The sequence below is a fragment of the Stenotrophomonas sp. 89682_Sma genome, assembly GCF_056481405.1.
Window position 1 is genome coordinate 855,691 of the sequence record NZ_CM151147.1, and the last position, 19,190, is coordinate 874,880.

Annotated in this window: 14 protein-coding genes and 1 tRNA gene; 8 read left to right on the forward strand and 7 right to left on the reverse strand. The window is 68.1% G+C overall.

Annotation, left to right across the window (positions count from 1 at the left end):
- Window positions 1-127: 127 nt before the first annotated feature.
- The 3 genes from ACZK29_RS03845 to hemA are packed head-to-tail and all read right to left on the reverse strand — an operon-like array spanning window position 128 to window position 4,189.
- A complete protein-coding gene (locus ACZK29_RS03845) occupies window positions 128-1,840 on the reverse strand; it encodes an O-linked N-acetylglucosamine transferase, SPINDLY family protein (RefSeq protein WP_164147320.1) in 1,713 nt (570 codons plus the stop codon).
- A 5-nt stretch (window positions 1,841-1,845) separates the two neighbouring features.
- Window positions 1,846-2,928 (reverse strand): peptide chain release factor 1, encoded by a 1,083-nt coding sequence (prfA, locus tag ACZK29_RS03850; protein WP_106550854.1) that lies wholly within the window; start codon window positions 2,926-2,928, stop codon window positions 1,846-1,848.
- Entirely contained in the window at window positions 2,906-4,189 is a 1,284-nt protein-coding gene (gene hemA, locus ACZK29_RS03855; protein WP_111204509.1) for a glutamyl-tRNA reductase, read from the reverse strand. The genes prfA and hemA overlap by 23 nt, the downstream gene beginning before the upstream one ends.
- Before the next feature lie 63 nt (window positions 4,190-4,252).
- On the opposite strand from hemA, the gene ACZK29_RS03860 reads away from it, so the two are divergent.
- The 8 genes from ACZK29_RS03860 (at window position 4,253) to ychF (ending at window position 11,237) form a co-directional block, all read left to right on the forward strand.
- Window positions 4,253-5,938 (forward strand): tetratricopeptide repeat protein, encoded by a 1,686-nt coding sequence (locus ACZK29_RS03860; RefSeq protein WP_181502611.1) that lies wholly within the window; start codon window positions 4,253-4,255, stop codon window positions 5,936-5,938.
- Window positions 5,935-6,594 carry a lipoprotein insertase outer membrane protein LolB gene (gene lolB, locus ACZK29_RS03865; protein ID WP_478446700.1) on the forward strand — a complete coding sequence of 220 codons (660 nt, stop codon included), beginning with the start codon at window positions 5,935-5,937 and terminating at the stop codon, window positions 6,592-6,594. The genes ACZK29_RS03860 and lolB overlap by 4 nt, the downstream gene beginning before the upstream one ends.
- Entirely contained in the window at window positions 6,591-7,460 is an 870-nt protein-coding gene (gene ispE, locus ACZK29_RS03870) for a 4-(cytidine 5'-diphospho)-2-C-methyl-D-erythritol kinase (RefSeq protein ID WP_111204506.1), read from the forward strand. The genes lolB and ispE overlap by 4 nt, the downstream gene beginning before the upstream one ends.
- 11 nt (window positions 7,461-7,471) lie before the next feature.
- Window positions 7,472-7,548 (forward strand) — tRNA-Gln (locus tag ACZK29_RS03875).
- A gap of 140 nt (window positions 7,549-7,688) precedes the next feature.
- Window positions 7,689-8,648 (forward strand): ribose-phosphate diphosphokinase, encoded by a 960-nt coding sequence (locus tag ACZK29_RS03880; protein ID WP_005415400.1) that lies wholly within the window; start codon window positions 7,689-7,691, stop codon window positions 8,646-8,648.
- A 110-nt stretch (window positions 8,649-8,758) separates the two neighbouring features.
- Window positions 8,759-9,376, forward strand: a complete 618-nt coding sequence (locus tag ACZK29_RS03885; RefSeq protein ID WP_111204505.1) for a 50S ribosomal protein L25/general stress protein Ctc — start codon at window positions 8,759-8,761, stop codon at window positions 9,374-9,376.
- A 48-nt stretch (window positions 9,377-9,424) separates the two neighbouring features.
- On the forward strand, window positions 9,425-10,003 hold the full coding sequence (gene pth, locus ACZK29_RS03890; RefSeq protein WP_008268208.1) for an aminoacyl-tRNA hydrolase: 579 nt from the start codon (window positions 9,425-9,427) through the stop codon (window positions 10,001-10,003).
- Window positions 10,004-10,145: 142 nt separating this feature from the next.
- The gene (ychF, locus tag ACZK29_RS03895; protein ID WP_049432727.1) at window positions 10,146-11,237 is read left to right on the forward strand and encodes a redox-regulated ATPase YchF; all 1,092 of its coding nucleotides are present in this window, start codon (window positions 10,146-10,148) and stop codon (window positions 11,235-11,237) included.
- 504 nt (window positions 11,238-11,741) lie between these two features.
- On the opposite strand, the gene ACZK29_RS03900 is transcribed toward ychF, so the two are convergent.
- The 4 genes from ACZK29_RS03900 to ACZK29_RS03915 all read right to left on the reverse strand — a co-directional run bounded on the left by ACZK29_RS03900 (window position 11,742) and on the right by ACZK29_RS03915 (window position 19,088).
- Window positions 11,742-14,981, reverse strand: coding sequence for an autotransporter family protein (locus tag ACZK29_RS03900; protein WP_478446701.1), 3,240 nt, complete (start codon window positions 14,979-14,981; stop codon window positions 11,742-11,744).
- Between the two features lie 264 nt (window positions 14,982-15,245).
- On the reverse strand, window positions 15,246-15,887 hold the full coding sequence (locus ACZK29_RS03905) for a response regulator (protein ID WP_111204503.1): 642 nt from the start codon (window positions 15,885-15,887) through the stop codon (window positions 15,246-15,248).
- On the reverse strand, window positions 15,884-17,677 hold the full coding sequence (locus ACZK29_RS03910; RefSeq protein ID WP_478453104.1) for an ATP-binding protein: 1,794 nt from the start codon (window positions 17,675-17,677) through the stop codon (window positions 15,884-15,886). Before ACZK29_RS03910 ends, ACZK29_RS03905 begins: the two co-directional genes overlap by 4 nt.
- 316 nt (window positions 17,678-17,993) lie before the next feature.
- On the reverse strand, window positions 17,994-19,088 hold the full coding sequence (locus tag ACZK29_RS03915) for a hypothetical protein (protein WP_478453101.1): 1,095 nt from the start codon (window positions 19,086-19,088) through the stop codon (window positions 17,994-17,996).
- Window positions 19,089-19,190 lie beyond the last annotated feature (102 nt).

The window sequence follows — 19,190 nt, forward strand, 5'->3', positions numbered from 1 at the left end:
CTGTCAGTCGACTATCGCGCGCAGCGCGGGGTTTTCGGCTTCCTGCCGAGGGCAGTCGACTAACAGTCGACTCTACCCAGTCGATGTCATCCAATCGACGTTACCAGTCGACGCCATCCAATCGACGTTACCTCGTCGGTTCTGCTGTACCCACCCAACCATGTTCGCGCGCCAGCTGCTGCACCAACGCCGACAGATCGCGGGCAAACCCGCCCATGTCGAACAGCCCGCTGCGCTCGCGCGCCTGTGCGAGCTCAGCGCGCAACGCGGCCAGCGCCGCCGGGTCGTTGCCCAGTGCGCTGGCAGTGGCGATGAACGCGGCATCGTCGGCGACGTTCAGCCGGGTCAGGCCGAGGTGATGGTTGAGGCTGCCGGCCACGCGCGCGGCGAAGGTGTCGCCGGGGCAGGTCAGCACCGGGCAGCCGGCCCACAGCGCGTCGGAGGCGGTGGTGTGTGCGTTGTACGGATGCGTGTCGAGGAACAGGTCGGCCAGCGGATAGCGAGCCAGGTACTGCGGATGTGGCAGCTTGGCCATGAACACCAGGCGTGCCGGGTCGAGGCCAGCGGCCTGTGCGGCCCCACGCAGGCGCGCATCGGCCTGGCCGGGACCGGACAGCAGCCACAGCACGCTGCCGGGCACCGCCTGCAGCACCGCGAAGGCGCGGCCCATGCTGCGCGGATTGAGCTTGTAGCTGTTGTTGAAGCAGCAGAACACCACGCCCTGCGCGGGCAGACCGCAGTCGGCACGGGTCGGCGCGGGTTCCAGCACGCGCGTGTTGTCCGACGGCTGGAAGGCGCGCGGCAGGCGCAGTACGTGTTCGCTGTAGTGCGGCTCCAGTGCCGGCGGCAGGGCGAAGGCATCGCCGACCACCGCGTCCATCCACGGCGCCCCCGACGTGCCCGGATAGGCCAGCCAGTTCAGCTGCAGCGGGGCAGGGCGCATCGCCAGCACTTCCGGCGCGCCGCCACCGCCCCAGCCGCGCAGGTCGAACAGCAGGTCGATGCCCTGGGCGCGGATGCGTGCGGCGGTATCGGCATGGCGCAGGCCGGCCACATCATGCAGTTGCGTCGCTGCCTGCAGGCGCTGGCGGATGCGGCTGCCGTCGTCGCGGTTCAGTGCGAACAGATGCAGTTGCAGTGCGGGGTCGTGACGCAGCTGCTCAAACAGCGCCACGGTCAGCAATCCGGTCGGATGTGCGCCGAACCCATTGGAGAGGAAACCGACGCGCAGCGGGCCGTGCGGGCGCACCGTTGCCGGTGGCAATGGCCGCACCGAGGCAGCCACGGCCAGCGCACGGGTGCGCGCGCAGGCCAGCTGTTCGGCAGCGCTGGCGTCCTCGCTGAGGAAGGCGAACGGTTCGACCACGCCCTGGCCGCTGGCAACGGCGGCGCGCACCTGTGCAGCCAGCATATCCACGTCCTGCCAATCGCACAGGCGACGCTGCCAGGCCAGGCGCTGGGCGGCGATGTACGGTTCGGCCGGCATCAGCCCATGTGCGCGTCGATAGGCCGCCGACGCGCCTTCGGCATCATCGGCATCTTCCAGTGCGTGGCCCAGCCACAGCGCAATGCCGGGATGCTGCGGTGCCAGCGCCGAGGCCTGGCCGAGCAACTTGGCCGCGTCGCCATGTGCACCGACCATCCACGCCACGCGGCCCAGCCGTGCCAGCGCTTCGGGGTGGTTCGGGCGCAGCTGCAGGGCACGTCGCGCGGCCTGTTCGCCGGCAGCGATGTCGCCGGCTTCCAGTTCCACGTCGGCCAGCATCACCCAGGCGACGAAGTCGTCGGGCTGGCGGGCGATCGCTTGCTGCAGTTGCTGTCGCTGCTGCCAGGCCGACATCGTGCTCAGCCCGCCGACAGCTGGGCCAGGGCGTCGACCTGGTGTTCGTGGCTGAGCCGCTGCAGCAGCGGGTCGAGGTCGCCGGCCAGGATATTGGGCAGGTCGTACAGGGTCAGGCCTTCCACACGGTGGTCGGTGATGCGCCCCTGTGGGAAGTTGTAGGTGCGGATGCGCTGGCTGCGGTCGCCACTGCCCACCTGCAGGCGCCTCGACTCAGCCTGGGCGGCGTCCTGGCGCTGGCGCTCGGCGTCGAGCAGCTGCGCTTTCAGGCGCTTCATCGCCTTGTCGCGGTTGGCGTGCTGGCTGCGTTCGGTCTGGCATTCCACCACCACGCCGGTCGGTACGTGGGTGATGCGGATCGCCGATTCGGTCTTGTTGACGTGCTGGCCGCCGGCGCCTGAGGAGCGGAAGGTATCCACCTTCAGGTCGGCCGGGTTGATGACGATGTCATCGACTTCGTCGGCTTCCGGGATGATCGCCACGGTTGCGGCCGAGGTATGGATGCGGCCCTGCGATTCGGTGGCCGGAACGCGCTGCACGCGGTGCGTGCCGGATTCGAACTTCAGGCGCGAGAACGCGCCCCGGCCGACCACGCGTGCCACCACTTCCTTGTAGCCGCCGTGCTCGCCGGGATTGTCCGATTCGATCTCGACCTTCCAGCCCTGGCGTTCGGCATAGCGGGCGTACATGCGGAACAGGTCGCCGGCGAAGATCGCCGCCTCATCGCCACCGGTGCCGGCGCGCACTTCCAGGAACAGGTTGCCTTCATCGCGCGGATCGCGCGGTACCAGCAGCAGTGCCAGTTCCTGCTCCAGTTCCAGCAGGCGCGCCTGCGCGGCGGCGATTTCCTCGTCGGCCAGTTCGCGCAGGTCGGGATCGGCGCGCATGCCTTCGGCGGCGGCCAGGTCGGACTTGGCACGCGCTTCATCGGCGAGTGCAGCAGCGACCGGTTCAAGTTGGGCGAATTCGCGCGAAAGGTCGCGGAAACGGGTGTTGTCGGCGACCACGTCGGGTTCGGCGAGCAGGCGTTCCAGTTCTTCGCGGCGCTCGGCCAGCGCTTCCAGCTTACGGCGCAGGGTCGGCGTCATCGGGTCTCACGGGTGGGTGGCGGTAACCCGGCGTGGCCGGGAACAGGCGCTCGGCGGCGCGGGTCAGGTCGGCATCGCCGCTCAGTGCGGCAGCGCGCAGGGCAGCGGTAGGAGGATGCAGCAATCGATTGGTCAGGCCGTGCGCCAGCAGTTCCAGCACTTCGTCGGCCGGCTTGCCATTGGCCAGCTGCTGGCGCGCGCGTTCCAGCAGTTCAGTGCGGGTGGCCTCGCCGAACGCACGCAGCTGTCGCAGCGGCGCCTGGTGGGCGCTGGCCTGCTGGGTCTCGACGAAGCGCGATACCTGAAGGTCGATGATCGCCTCGGCCTCGGCGGCTGCCTCGCGGCGTCCACGACGGTTGTCTTCCACCGCACGTTCCAGGTCGTCGACGGTGTAGAGGAAGGCGTCGTTGAGCGTGCCGACCTCCGCCTCGATGTCACGTGGCACGGCCAGGTCGAACAGCAGCATCGGTTTGTGCCGGCGTGCGCGCAGGGCCTTGGCCACCATCTCGCGGTGGATCACCGGTTCGCGTGCGGCGGTGGCCGAAAACACCACGTCGGCCTCGCCGAGGTGGCGGTCCAGTTCGGTCAGCGGCAGTGCCACGCCGCCGTGGCGGCTGGCCAGCTCCTGCGCGTGGGCGAGGGTGCGGTTGGCGATCAGCAATCGCCGCACCTTGCCCTCACTCAGGTGGCGTGCAGCCAGCTCGATGGTCTCGCCCGCGCCGACCAGCAGCACGGTGGAATCGTCCAGGCGCGCGAAGGCGTTCTGCGCCAGGCGCACTGCGGCCGAGGCGACCGACACCGGATTGGCGCCGACCTGGGTGTCGGTGCGCGCACGCTTGGCGACCGAGAACGTCTGCTGGAACAGGCGGTCCAGCCGCTGGCCGAGCAGGCCGTGGTCTCGCGCGGTCGACCACGCATCCTTCACCTGGCCAAGGATCTGTGGTTCGCCCAGCACCATCGAATCCAGCCCGGTGGCGACCCGGAACAGGTGGCGTACGGCTTCTGCATCGGCATGCTGGTACAGGTAGCCCTGCAGGTCGCCGGCCTGGGCGCGCAGCCACTGGTCCAGTGCCTGTGCCGAATCGGCCACGGCGTACAGTTCGGTGCGGTTGCAGGTGGACAGCAGCACCGCCTCGGCGATCTGCGGGGTATCGCGCAGCGAACCGAGCGCGCGCGGCAACGCCTCACCGGCGAAGGCCGCGCGCTCGCGCAGCTCCACCGGTGCGGTCTGGTGATTCAGTCCGAGCACCCACAGGGTCATTGTTCAGTTGCTTGCGATAAGCTGCTGGCCATTGGACGACATTTTAAGGCCCCGATGCCGACGATGCCCGCATTGATTCGCATCCCCAGTGTTCTGCTGCTGTCCCTGGCCTGTGCCCAGGCCCTGGCAGCGGTGCCGGCCAAGGCCCCCGTACGGGCCCCGGCCACGGAGGAACTGGCGCTGGAACCGGTGATGGCCGGTGAATTCGCCCTGCAGGCCGGCAAGCTGGCCGAGGCCGCCCGCTGGTACCTGCAGGCGGCCCAGCAGACCGACGGCGACGCCGGCCTGGCCGAACGTGCCACCCGCATTTCCATGCTGGCCAACGACGATGCCAGTGCCGCCAAGGGCCTGGCCCTGTGGCAGCAGCGCGCGCCCAGTTCGTTGACCATGCGCAGTGCCGCGGCCGCGCTGGCCATGCGCCAGGGGGATGTGAAGGCCGCGCTTGGCGATCTGCAGGCGTTGCTGGCCGACGCCGACGAGCGCGGCTGGAAGTTCGCCCTGGCCGCCCTGATCGGCGGTGGCCGCGACCCGGCGGTGCCGGCGCAGGTGCTGGGCGAGCTGGTCGACGCCAACGCCATTCCGCCGAAGATCGAGGCCTGGCAGGAGTTCGGTCGCCTTGCCCTGCGCATGGACAAGCCCGACCTGGCGCGGCGCATGATCGATGAAGTGGTCAAGCGTTTCCCCGAAGAACCGCGCGTGGCGCTGCTGCGTGCCAGCCAGCTGCAGCAGGCCGGGGAGACCGGCAAGGCGTTGTCGCTGCTGCACGATGTGGAGCCGAAAACCCGACAGGACCCGGAACTGCGCAATGCAGTGGCCATTGCCTACGACAGTCTCGGCCAGCCGTCAGCAGCCGAGCGCGTACTGGCCTTCGGCCCGCAGGACGTGCAGACCTGGGGCATGCGCGCCTCGCTGCTGGCCAAGCAGGGCGACAAGGCCGCGCTCTCCAATCTTTACAACGAACTTTCACGACAGGCGGCCAAGCCGGACCCGGCGCAGCGTCTGTTGCTCGGCAAGATCGCCGAATACCTCAAGCGTTACCCCGAGGCCGTGCAGTGGTACCACAGCGTGCCCGGTGGCGATGAACTGAGCGAGGCACGCCTGCGTGCAGCCAACGCCCAGGCCCTGGCCGGGCGCCTGCCGCAGGCATTGGATGAAGTGCACGCGATCCAGTCCGATGCGGTGGTCGACGACGACGTGCGTCGCGACGCCTACCTGCTGGAAGCCGAACTGCGCCAGCGCGCCGACGACAGTGCCGGGGAGCTGGACGCGCTGGCCCGGGGCCTGGCCGCCTACCCGGATGACAATGGCCTGCTGTACGCCCGCGCACTCACCTGGGAACGCCGTGACGACATTCCGCGCGCCGAGGCCGACCTGCGCAAGATCCTGGTGACCGACCCGGAAAACGTGCCGGCGCTGAACGCGCTGGGCTACACCCTGGCCGACCGCACCGGCCGGCTGCAGGAAGCGCTGGAACTGATCGACCGCGCGCGCGTGGCCGAGCCGGACAACGCCGCCATCGTCGACAGCTATGGCTGGGTGCTGTATCGCCTGGGTCGCAAGGAAGAAGCGCTGGTGCAGCTGCGCCGTGCCTGGACCCTGGCCAAGGACCCGGAGATCGCCGCACATGTGGGCGAAGTACTGTGGGTGCTGGGCAAGCACGACGAGGCACGTCATTTCTTCGAGGAAGCGGCCAAGCTCGACCCTGAAAACCGCGCGCTGCTGCGCGCCCGCGAGAAATTCAATCCATGAGTGTTTCCCTGATCCGGCCGCTGCTGCTGGCGGCCGTGACCCTGGCGGTCAGCGCCTGTACCACCGTGGGCACGCAGAAGACCCCGCCACCGGCGGTGGTCGAGACGGTCTCGGCCGAAGCGGCACAGGCCGAAGCAGGGCGCGTGGCGGCCCTGCATGCGCAGCCAGACTGGACCTTCCAGGGCCGGGTCGCGGTGAGCAAGGGCAAGGACGGCGGCAGCGGTCGCATCGACTGGAAGCAGGAAGGCCGCCGCTACGTGGTGGAGTTGAGCGCGCCGGTGACCCGGCAGAGCTGGAAGCTGACCGGCGATACCCATTCCGAAGCCGGCCGCCTGGAAGGACTGGCGGGAGGCCCGCGCGACGGCGAGGACGCCCAGCAACTGCTGCTGGAGGCGACCGGCTGGGACATCCCGGTCAACCAGCTGCCGGAGTGGATCCGTGGCCTCGTGGCCGGCGATGCTGCCGGTCCGGAGAAGGTCGAGCGCGACGGTGAAGGCCGGCCGCGCCGCATGCAGCAGATGGGCTGGCAGGTGCAGTACCTGGACTGGTATCCGGCCGAGGCCGGGCGCCCGGCGCTGCCCCGCCGGATCGAGGCCAGCAATGGTGACGCCAAGGTGCGCCTGCTGGTGGACCAGTGGGGTCAGGGCGCCCCATGAGTGCCGGGCGCGATGACGCGGGCTGGTCCTGGTGGCCGGCCCCGGCCAAGCTGAACCTGTTCCTGCATATCACCGGCCGCCGCGCCGATGGCTACCACGAGCTGCAGACCGTGTTCCGGCTGCTGGACTGGGGCGACCGCATCGGCCTGCGCCTGCGTGAAGACGGCTTGGTGCGCCGGCAGGGGGATGGCCTGGCGGGCGTGGCCGAGGCCGATGATCTGGCGGTGCGCGCAGCGAAGCTGCTGAAAGAGGCGGCCAATATCGCGCAAGGCGTAGACATCGTCGTCGAAAAGAACGTTTCTGCAGGGGGTGGCTTTGGCGGCGGTTCCTCCGATGCGGCCACCGTACTGGTGGTGCTGAACCGGCTCTGGCGGGCCGGTCTGGACGAGGATGCGCTGGCCGCGCTGGGCCTGCGCCTGGGCGCGGACGTGCCGGTGTTCGTGCGCGGCCGCAATGCCTGGGCCGAAGGCGTGGGCGAGCGCCTGCAGCCGATCACCCTGGCCCCGGCCTGGTACGTGGTGGTCGAACCTGGCGTTCATGTTCCTACGCCGGCGCTGTTTGCAGACCCGGATTTGACGCGCGACAGCCCAGTTGCGAAAATAGAGGACTTCGCTTCCGGGACCCTGGTCGGGAACGCGTTCGAACCGGTGCTGCGCCGCCGCGAGCCTGCCGTAGAGGCGGCGCTTGTCGCGTTGAGCAGCATCGGGTCCGCGCGGCTGACCGGTTCGGGAAGTGGTTGTTTCGTCGAGTTCGCATCGCAGTCTGCCGCAGAGCAGGGACGGTCGAAGTTGCCGAAGGAGTTGCGGGCAAGGGTGGCAGCGGGCGTTGCGCGTTCGCCACTGCTGGATGCACTCGAGCAACACTGATTTATCAATGCAGGGGCGTCGCCAAGAGGCCCAAGGCACCAGGTTTTGATCCTGGCATTCGTAGGTTCGAATCCTACCGCCCCTGCCAATAGCGGCTGTGTCCGCGCCTTCCAGCGCATCGCCCGCGCGGGACGTGGAAACAGCCGCGGTGTTGTCAGCAGCAAGGGTCCATCAGGGTCCTTGCCGACTCCGGATCCCCGCCACTCGTCCCCGCCCGAGACAATCATGATGCAAGAGTCCCCGAACCTGCTGGTCTTTTCCGGCAACGCCAACAAACGTCTGGCGCAGAACATCTGCAAGGAACTGGGGGTTCGCCCGGGCAAGGCGCTGGTCTCGCACTTCTCCGATGGTGAAGTGCAGGTGGAGATCGAAGAGAACGTCCGCAAGCAGGACGTGTTCGTGATCCAGCCGACCTGCGCGCCGAGCGCGGAAAACCTGATGGAACTGCTGGTGCTGATCGACGCGCTCAAGCGTGCATCGGTGGCCAGCGTGACCGCCGTGGTGCCGTACTTCGGCTACTCGCGCCAGGATCGCCGCATGCGTTCCTCGCGCGTGCCGATCACCGCCAAGCTGGCGGCCAAGATGTTCAGCACCGCTGGCGCTGATCGCGTGCTGACCGTCGACCTGCACGCCGACCAGATCCAGGGCTTCTTCGATATTCCGGTGGACAACGTGTATGCGTCCCCGCTGCTGCTGGCCGACATCTGGCGCGCCTACGGCACCGAGAACCTGATTGTTGTCTCGCCGGACGTGGGCGGCGTGGTCCGCGCCCGTGCAGTGGCCAAGCGCCTGGATGACGCCGACCTGGCGATCATCGACAAGCGCCGCCCGCGCGCCAACGTCTCCACCGTGATGAACATCATCGGTGACGTCGAAGGCAAGACCTGCGTGATGGTCGATGACATCGTCGACACCGCCGGCACCCTGTGCGCCGCTGCCGCTGCCCTGAAGGCGCGCGGTGCGCTCAAGGTCGCTGCCTACTGCACCCACGCGGTGCTGTCGGGCCCGGCAGTGGACAACATCACCAATTCCCAGCTCGACGAGCTGGTGGTGACCGACACCATCCCGCTGAAGGACGCCGCGCGGGTGTGCAGCAAGATCCGCCAGCTGAGCGTGGCGGAAATGCTGGCCGAAACGATGCGCCGCATCGCCTTCGGCGAGTCGGTCAGCTCGCTGTACGTCGATTGAGTATTTCGCCCTCGCCGGCAACGGTGGGGGCATACCCCGGGTGCTTCTGGTCGCGGAAGCATCTTCAACCGCCACGCCGCAAGGCGCGGCAACAACCTGAGTAGTCGAAAATGTCGAAGACCCATGAAATCAAGGTCACCAAGCGTGAACTGCAGCGTAAGGGTGCGAGCCGCCGCCTGCGTCACGCTGGTGTGATCCCGGCCATCGTGTACGGCGGCAACGCCGAGCCGGTCGCCATCAGCCTGGACCACAACGAAATCTGGCTGGCCCAGCAGAACGAGTGGTTCTATGCCTCGATCCTGGACCTGAACCTGGACGGCCAGGTGCAGAAGGTCCTGCTGCGTGACATGCAGCGCCACCCGTACAAGCAGCTGATCATGCACCTGGACTTCCAGCGCGTGAACGAGAACGAAGCCCTGACCGCTTCGGTCCCGCTGCACTTCGTCAACGAAGACACCTCGCCGGCCGGCAAGGCTGCCGACGTCGTGGTCACCCACGAACTGAAGGAAGTGACCATCACCTGCCTGCCGAAGGACCTGCCGGAGTCGATCGAAGTCGACCTGGGCGAGCTGAAGGCCGGTGACGTGGTGTACCTGTCCAACATCAAGCTGCCGAAGGGCGTGGAAATCCCGGCCCTGGCGCTGGGCAAGGACCACGACGACGCCATCGTCACCGCCAAGGCCGGCAAGGCCGACGCGGCTGACGAAGAAGCGGCTGCCGCCGAGTAATACCGCTACGGTGCCTGCCTCCGGGCAGGCACCGTATTGGAAGGAACCATGGCAGGACTGCGACTGATCGTCGGTCTGGGCAATCCCGGATCGGAACACGCCCGGACCCGGCACAATGCCGGGTTTCATTTCGTTGAGGCCCTGGCGGAAAAAGCCGGTGCGCGATGGAATGTGGACAGCAAGCTGTTCGGCGAGACCGCCAAGGTCGAGATTGCCGGGCAGACGGTGTGGCTGCTCAAGCCCGCCACCTTCATGAACCTCAGCGGCAAGTCGGTCACGGCGGCGCAGCGGTTCTGGAAGATCGAACCGGAAGAGACCCTGCTGGCCCATGACGAACTGGACCTGGCGCCCGGCGTGGCGCGGCTGAAGTTCGACGGCGGCCACGGTGGCCAGAACGGCCTGCGCGATACCATCCGCCTGCTCGGTCACGGCAAGTTCCATCGCCTGCGCGTGGGCATCGGCCATCCCGGCCACAAGGACCGCGTGGTGGGTTGGGTGCTCGGCCGCCCGTCCAAGGACGACGACGTGCTGATCGCGCGCGCCATCGACGATGCGATCGACGTGATGCCGCTGGCGGTGCAAGGCGATTTCAGCGAAGCGATGAAGCGCCTGCACACCCCGAAGTAACCCGCTTTGGGTAGGTGCCAACCTTCCCGATTCCGGTGGGTGCCGACCTTGGTTGGCACGCAATGATCAACACCGAGATGGATTGGCCAAGCAGCGCGCGCGCTGTTTCACCAATCACTTTCACCCCAGAGAGCTGTCACCCATGGGTATCAAATGCGGCATCGTCGGGCTGCCCAACGTCGGCAAGTCGACCCTGTTCAATGCGCTGACCAAGGCGGGTATCGCCGCAGCGAACTTCCCGTTCTGCACCATCGAACCGAACGTCGGCATCGTGCCGGTGCCGGATCCGCGCCTGGGCGAACTGGCAGGCATCATCAACCCGCAGAAGGTCATCCCGACCGCGGTCGAGTTCGTCGACATTGCTGGCCTGGTGGCTGGTGCCGCCAGCGGTGAAGGCCTGGGCAACAAGTTCCTGGCGCACATCCGCGAAGTCGATGCGATCACCCACGTGGTGCGCTGCTTTGAGCACGGCGACATCGTGCACGTGGCCGGCAAGGTCGATCCGATCTCGGACATCGAAACCATCGATACCGAGCTGGCGCTGGCCGACCTGGACAGCGTCGAGAAGGCGCTGAACCGTGCTGAGCGTGCGGCCAAGGGCGGCGACAAGGACGCAGCGGCGCGCAAGCCGGTGCTGGCCAAGCTGCAGGCGGCGCTGTCGGATGGCAAGGCTGGCCGTTCGGTGGGCCTGGACGAAGAAGAGAAGGCGCTGGTCCGTGACCTGTTCCTGCTGACCCTGAAGCCGGTGATGTACATCGCCAACGTGCTGGAAGACGGTTTCGAGAACAACCCGCACCTGGAAGCCGTGCGTGCGCATGCCGCCGCCGAAGGTGCGCAGGTGGTGCCGGTGTCGGCCGCGATCGAAGAAGAGCTGTCCCAGCTCGACGACGAAGACCGCGATACCTTCCTGGCCGACCTGGGCCTGAGCGAGCCGGGCCTGAACCGCGTGATCAACGCGGCCTACAGCCTGCTGGGCCTGCAGACCTACTTCACCGCCGGCGTGAAGGAAGTCCGCGCGTGGACCGTGCGCAAGGGCGCCACCGCCCCGCAGGCCGCCGCAGTCATCCACACCGACTTCGAGAAGGGCTTCATCCGCGCCGAAACCATCGCGTATGACGACTTCATCAAGTACAAGGGCGAAGCCGGCGCCAAGGAAGCCGGTCGCCTGCGCCTGGAAGGCAAGGAATACCGCGTGCAGGAAGGCGACATCCTGCACTTCCGCTTCAACGTCTGATCCTGCGGCAACGGATCGACCCTGGACGCCCCGCCCTGTGCGGGGCGTTCGCGTTTGCGGGTATGGACAAAAAAGCACCACACTGCGAAACGCTTGCGGTGTGATGTTCGCCGGCACTTGTCCACAGCAAACTCCCATCGCTTTCCACGTCGGGTGTGGAAAACCGGCGAACCCGATGTAGAGCCGAGCCGATGCTCGGCTGCGATGGACTTGAGCCGAGCATGGGCTCGGCTCTACACGTTTCAATCATGTGGCGTGGTCAAATTTTGGCCACGCTTCGAAACGCCTGCGGTGCAATGCTCGCACCCACTTGTCCACATCAAATCCCAACCACTCTCCACGACGGGTGTGGAAAACCGTCGAAGAGCATGGACAAAAAATAACCACGCTCCGAAACGCTTGCTGCGCAGTGCTCGCCGCCACTTGTCCACACCAAACCCCCACCGCTTTCCACGGCCCGTGTGGAAAAAGAACCCGGCACTCCCTTGCCGGGTTCTTCCCGCATCACCAGTTGTACGAGACGCCCAGCTGGGCGCCGACATCGCGGAAGCCCATGCTGCCGCTCTGCCGGCTGATCTCTCCCCAGCCGCGCCATCCGCCGGACAGGTTCAGCTGCACGCCGGCCTTGGCCTCGTAGATGTCACGCGGCAGCTGGCGGCGCAGTTGCTCGCCGTCCATCGCCAGCCCCGCGCCATTGCCGCCGGACCACCAGTTCACCGCCACGTACGGGTGCACCTGGCCCTGCGCCGGGCTCAACCCACGGCTGTACAGGCGCAGGCCGAGGCGGGTGCTTGTCTCGCCACCGCCGCGGTCCTCGACCACTGTGCCGTTGGCCTCTACTACGCGGTCGCTGTCATAGCGGCTGTGCACCACCTGCAGCTGCGGTTCCAGGTAGATGCCGCGCTGCGCGGTGTGCCGCAGCGGCAGCACGTAGCCGGCTTCGGCAGACGCGCTCCAGCTGCGGGCGTCATAGCGCTCCTTCTGCAGACCGTCGCCCTGCACACTGTTGCGGAAGCGTCCGTACTGCAGCGAGCCATCCACATAGGCGCCGCCTTCCATGCGCGCATCCTGCAGCCAGGTGGCGTAGGCGCCCACGCTGGTGCCGGTCACCACGCCACGCGCGGTATAGCCGGTCAGCTGCGAGCGGCTGTCATTGCGCGCGCGGCCGTGGCCGAGCATCGCGCCCGCCTGCAGCTCGCCCGTGCCACCCACTTCGAAGCGGCGGCCGACGCCGACCAGCACGCTGCTGATCTGGCCATCGACCTGTACCTGGCGGTTGCGGTCGTGGCTGTCGGGCTGCCCACTGCGAAGATGCATCCAGGCCACGGCATCGCTGTTGGCGCCGGCCGCGGCGGCGGGATCACCGGCACGGTCGTGCAGGCTGTGCCGGAACATGCCCAGCGCGGCACCGCGGTTGGCCACGTAGGCGGCCGGTTCCGGACGTTCCACCTGCGGGCGCGGCGGATCGATCGGTGGCTCCGGCGGCAACGGCGGATCGATCGGGGGTACCGGCGGCACTGGCGGATCAACCGGCGGTTCCGGCGGCTTCGGCGGATCAACCGGAGGTTCCGGCGGATCGACCGGCGGTACGTATTCCGAACGCAGGTACCAGTTGCCATCATCCGGCGTCGATACGCCACCCTTGCACAGGAAGTAGTCGTAGGCGCCCGCAACCGCGCGCCCCTGCAGGCTGAACTGTGCATCCGACTGGCCAGCCACGGTGATCAGGCGGATGCCCTCCTGGGTCAGCGCACCGGCACCGCCGGCATTGCGCACGTTCACGCTGGCAGTGCCGCTGCTGTTGCCGTTGATCACCAGCTGGTCACCGAGCGAGGTGTCGTCACCCAGCGCGCGGTTGAAGATCCACTGGCCACCGTTGCCCACGTAGTCGCCGCTGACGGTAACGGTCTTGAAATCGCCGGCCGCCGGCGCATCGAAAGCGATGGTGCCGGTGTGCTCGAGCGTGCCGACGCTGGAACTGGCGCGCACGTTCCACTGGCTGCTGCCGTCCAGCGACAACTGGGCGACCTGGTAGCCGGAATCATCACGTAGCGCACCGCTGAACGTGGTGCCGTTGCGCAGCACCATATGCACGTCAGCCGTTGCGCTGTCGACCACCACGTCACCGCGCAGCGTGCTGGCGTCGGCGCTGAAGTCGATGCGGCTGGTCGCCACGCTGCTGCCATCGGTGAACACCGTGTCGCTGACCCGCAGCAGGCGGCCGCTGCCGTCGCCCGCGGTCACGTCGCTGCCATTGACGGTCAACGCATGGTTGCTGCCCTGCAGCCAGAACGCGGCGCCGCTGGCGGTTTCGATATGGCTTTCGTTGAAGGTGGCACGGTTCCAGTAAGGACCGAAGGCGGTCAGGTAGGAGCGGTAGCCGCCGCTGTTGCTGCCGGTCATGCGGATGTCCAGGCGGTCGGCCTGGGTCAGCCGCGCCGTGTTCATGTGCACGATGCCGAACACGTTCTCGCCGTCGCTGCGGATCGCAACGTTGTCGAGCAGCGCGGTGGCGGTGGAGCCGCCGATGAACACGCCGCCGCCGCCGTTGCCGCGCACGTCGATCACGCTGCCGTTGGCTTCGATGCGGCTGGCGGTGCTGCCGGTGGAGCCGGTCACGCGCACGCCGTAGGTCGCATCACCGTGCGTGGTGATCCGGCCACCCTGCACGGTGGCAACGCCGCCGGCGATCTCCACGCCGTAGCCATAGGTGTCGGTCCAGGTATCAACGGTGCTGTTGGTCAGCTGCAGGCGCGACTCATCGCTGGCCAGCCAGAACCCGGAGTAGCCCTCACGCACATCGAACACGGCGTCGCGGGCGGTCAGCTGGCCCCAGCTGTTGATGTTCACGCCATAGCCGCCCACGGTATAGAAGCTGCCGCCGTTGATCACCGCACTGGAGTAGGTCTTGTTGATGCGGCTGCCGAGAAGGCGCATGCTGCCGCCCACCGAGTGCGCTTCGACGTTGTCCAGCAGCACGCTGCCACCGCTGTCGATATCGAACCAACCGTTTTGCAGGTAGGTGTCGTACAGCTCGGCGCGGCTGCCTGCGCCATCGACGGCGACACCGGCAAGGATGCCGCCGGGGGCGAGGGTGATCCGGCTGTTGCGGACCGTCAGCAGGCCGGCGCTGTCGGCGCGCAGTCGGGCACCACCGTCGCCGCTCATCTGAAGATCGGACAGATGCAGCTCGCTGCCCTTGCCGGACGCACCGGCCAGTGTCCCGCCGGTACCGGTCATCGAAAGGCGGCCGCCGGTGTAGCGGATCACGCCGCCGTTGTAGGCCTGCACGCTGCCGAATCCGCTGCCATTGCGGGTGGTATCGATGTCGACATCCCGGGCGTCGATCACACTGCCGGCACCATTGGCATACAACGCATAGAAGCCAGTGCCGGTGGCCGGCGAGATGGACAGCGCAGCGCTGCGCAGCTGTACCTGGCCGCCGTTGCTGGCGGACACGGCACTGCCATTGCCGGTCACGTTGATGCGGCTGCCATCGATCAGAGCATTGCTGCCTGCACCGGTGACGGCCAGCGCGAAGCTGCCCGTGCCATGGGTGAGGACATCATCGGCACCCAGCTGCAGGCTGTTGCCATCGCTGACCTGCAGCGGCCCGGTCAGGTCGGCGCCCTGGGCCGGCAGTGCCGCCCACAGGGCGGTGGCCAGCAGGCTGGGAAGGAGAGGAGCAGGCGCGGGACGCGCGCGCCCGGACGCACGGCGGCGCCGAGTTGGGGAGGCGTTCATGCTGGTGGACTTCCTGTGGCAGGGCGCAGCGCGGCTGCGCGAACTGGCGCGGCAGGGCCGCGTCGCTGCGGAAGCCCGCTGTGATGGCAGCAGGGGCGCCATCGGCTTCCGTTCCCCCACATGGCGATGCAGCTACTGCCGGCAGGCGCACCATGGCGGGATGCGTCCAGCCTAGGAATCGGCACAGTTCTGTGGAATCAGGCGTTTCCTAAAGCCCATGCAGGCCCTCCTGCGGGGCCGGCAGGGTTCAGCCTGCAGTGGGGCTCAGGCGAACAGCGAGGCCTGCAGGCAGTACTCGATCAGGGCCTGGTCGCTGTCCACGCCCAGTTTGCGCATGGCGCTGATCTTCTGCGTGCTGACCGTCTTGGCGCTGCGCTGCAATTGCCGCGCGATGTCACCCACGCTCATGCCGCCGGTGAACAGGCGGATCACTTCCAGCTCGCGCGGTGACAGGCGGGCGCGGACCGCATCGGCATCGGCCGGTTCGCTGGCAGCGACCGGCAGCAGGCCGGGCGGGCGGTAGACGCGGTCGGCCAGCACCACGCGCAGGGCCTGCACCAGGCTGCCCAGGCCATGGCTCTTCAGTACCACCCCACCGGCGCCGGCTGCGTACATTGCTGCCACCAGCGACGGGTTGGAGACCATGGTCAGCACCAGCAGGCGGGTGTCCGGGAAGCTGCGGTGCAGGAACGAGATCAGCTTGATGCCATCACCGAAGTGGTCGCCCCCGGGCATGCTGTAGTCGGTGATCACCGCCTGTGGCCGGGTCTGCGTCATCAGGTCGATCAACGTGGCCGGATCGGCGGCTTCTCCCACAACCTCCAGGTCCAGTTCGCCCGCCAGCACATCGCGGATGCCGGCAAGGACGATCGGATGGTCGTCGGCAATGAGGATCCGTGTAGTCATGGCAGGTGCGGGTCGTCTGGGAGGGAAGGGGAGCCGGTATCAAGCAGGGGTTCGAGCAGCCGTTGCAAGCGCTGCTGGAACGCGAGCAGCGGGGCGTTCACCGCGTCCAGTCCGTCACCCTGCGCGATGCGCTGTTCGATCTGCAGGCCGTTGTCCACCAGGTCGGGTGCGCCAACAATGACCAGTGCACCGCGGATGCGATGCAGCACCTGCGCGACGCGCGGGGCATCGGTGGCGGTGATCGCCTGGCGCAGGCTGTCGAGATCGTCCTGCATGGTCTGCACGAACAGCGCCTGCATTTTCGGGGGCACCTGCAACGGAGCATCGTGGCCAGCGGCGACGAGCGGCGCCGATCCGGCCGCCGGCGCAACGCTCGCGGAATCCGTGCGGGTGATCCGGGCCAGCAGGCCCTGCAGCGCTTCCAGGGTGATCGGCTTGACCAGCAAGCCCTGCATGCCGGCTTCCTCACAGCGCCGGCGCTCGGCCGGGTCGGCGTTGGCGGTGGCACCGTGGATCGGCACGCCAACGCCGCGTGCCCGCAGTTCGCGGGCCAGGCCGTAGCCATCCAGCCCGGGCATGTTCAGGTCGGTCAATACCAGCGCGAATGCCCCCTGCTGCCAGTAGCCCAGAGCTTCATTGCCATCGCTGGCGACCACGGCGCGGCATCCCAGTTGTTCCAGCTGGTCGCGCAGGATCGCTTGGTTGATCGGGTTGTCTTCGGCCACCAGCACCTGCAGGTTGAAGCGACGGGGCGGCGGGAGCCGACCTTCCGCACTGGTTGCCGATGCCTGGCCACTGGCCGCCGCCAGCGCCATCACGATGGCGTCGAGCCGGTGCAGTCCAATCCGCCAGGCGCCGTCGATCAATTGCGGGCGTGCGCCGCCGTCACGGCTGGCTGCCACGTGCGGGCTGCCCGTGGCCGGCGGCACCGGGCCATCCAGCACCACATCGAGCAGGACCGAGGGTACTGGCGCGTTCGTCGCGACGTCTTCCCGGTACACGCTGGCGATCGCACCGCGTTGCTGCAGGCGTTCGCACAGCGACTGCACCAGTTCGCGTGCGGCGCCCCGCACCTGCACCCGCAGGGGGGCCGGCAGCCGTGGCGGTGGCGACTGCTGCGGATCGGCCGGCGCCGGTGGCAGCGGCAGTTCCACGCTGAAACTGCTGCCCAGGCCGCTTTCGCTCACCACGCGCAGGTGGCCGTCCATCAGCGCTGCAAGATGGGCGCAGATCGCCAGGCCGAGGCCGGTGCCACGCATGGCATCGGTGCCCGGGTTGGCCTGGAAGAACGGCTCGAACAGATGGGCCTGGTGCTCGCTGGCAATGCCGATGCCGGTGTCCGTCACCTGCCACTGGATCCAGCAGCAATCGTCCTGCAAGCGCGTGGATACCCGTACCACCACGCGTCCGCTGTCGGTGAACTTCAGCGCATTGCTGATCAGGTTGTTGAGTACCTGGCGGATCCGTGCCGCATCGCCACACACTGTCTCGGGTACGTCGGCATCGATGCAGGCATAGAACTGGAGGTTCTTGCCGGCCGCCGCAGCGGCATACGAATCCATTGCATCCTCGGTCAGCCGTACCGGATCGAACGGGCTGGGCTCCAGGCTCAACTGCCTGGCTTCGGCCTTGCTCACGTCAAGGATGTCGCTGATCAGCTGCATCAAGGTCGACGAGGAGCGCTGTATGGTGGCCAGGTAATCCTGTTGCTTCGCATCGAGTGGCGTCAGTCCCAGCAGTTCAAGCGTGCCGAGCACGCCGTAAAGTGGGGTTCGGATCTCATGGCTCATCGTCGCCAGGAACTGGCTCTTGGCGCGGTTGGCCTGGTCGGCGGCCTGGCGCGCCTGTTGCAGGACCTGCTCGGCTTCATGCTGGGTGCTGAGATCGATGAACAGGCACAACACGGCGGGTTCGCCGCGGTAGCGTGCCGGCGTGGCGGTGACCAGCAGGTGGCGGTCCTCCGGCGTGGTGTAGGCCAGACCGTCGCCGAGCGTGGTGCCTCCGGCCGTCAGTACACTGCGCTGCCAGGGGCCATGCCATCCGCCAGCGTGGTGGTCTTCGCCCAGCCAGCGGCGGGCGAGGGTGTTGTCCAGCAGCACCGTGCCGTCACTGCGCCGCAGCAGGCACAGCCCGATCGGTGCGTTGTCCAGGATGGTGCGGCTGAAAGCTTCGCTTTCGAGCAGGCGCGCGTGATTGGTGCGCAGTGGCTCGATGACCGATCGGCGGTAGGCGCGCAGCACCAGCGTGCCACCCAGTGCCAGCATCAGCGCGACCAGCGTGGCGCCCAGCAACGGCCCCTGCGGATGCTGGAAGATCTGGCGCCAGCCCACGTGGTAGACCGCCACCACCCCCGGCCGCGGCGCGGCCGGACCCCCAGGCCGCCCGGCCGGCCGCCAAGGGGGCGCGGGCGCGCGGGGCCCGGGGGGCCCCCCAAACGGGCGGCGGCCCCGGGGCCCCCACCCCCAAAGCGCAAACAACGGGGCCCCCCCCCCCCGGGGGGAACCCCCCCCCCCGCCCGGCCCGGGCCCCGGGGCCATCGCTGGGCTCGCCCCACAGGCGCGCGTCCTGTGGCGCATGCGCAATCGCCAGCAGACGGGTCTGGCCATCGCGCCAAGGCACGTCGACCCAGATGATGCCACCGCGCTGCAGGGCCGGCTGCGTGGCCAGCACCCGGTGGATGTCGCTGATCGCCGGGCGCAGGTGGTGCGGGCTGCTCTGGCTGGCGTCAGCGCCGGTCATCTGCACCGGCGCCAGCACGCCGCGCGTGCCCTGGCCATCGACCAGCAGGCACTGCGGTGGTGGGAAATGCGAGGCCGACCAGAACGTGCCGTAGAAGCGCAGGAAACGATCCCCCAGTTCGGTTGGCGGTATCGCTTGGTTGTCGGTGTTCTCCACCAGCGCGAAGTTGGCGAACATCGGGCCACGCTGCGGTTCCACGCTGGCATCCGGAACCGGCTGGCCGCGTGCGCCGACATCATGCAGCCGCCACTGGCGCAGGAAGCGCTCCTGTTCGCGCAGCGTGCCGTCGAGGCGGCGGAAGTGGTACTCGATCTTCCTGTGCTCTTCGTTCAACAGCTGCGTGCCGCTGGACAGCAGCAGGCCGGCCTGCAGTGTGGCCAGCACGACCACGCCGATCAGCAGGGCATGGACGCGCAGGGAGCGGCGGGCAAGTCGACGTACGGGAGCGGCCTCGGCCGGCATGGCGGGTCTCGGAGCAATGGGCAGTCAGCGGCAACTCGCGGCGGCGGGGAATTGCCGGGTATCGCCGCCCATACAGGATCGTCAATGGTGCTTGATGAATCC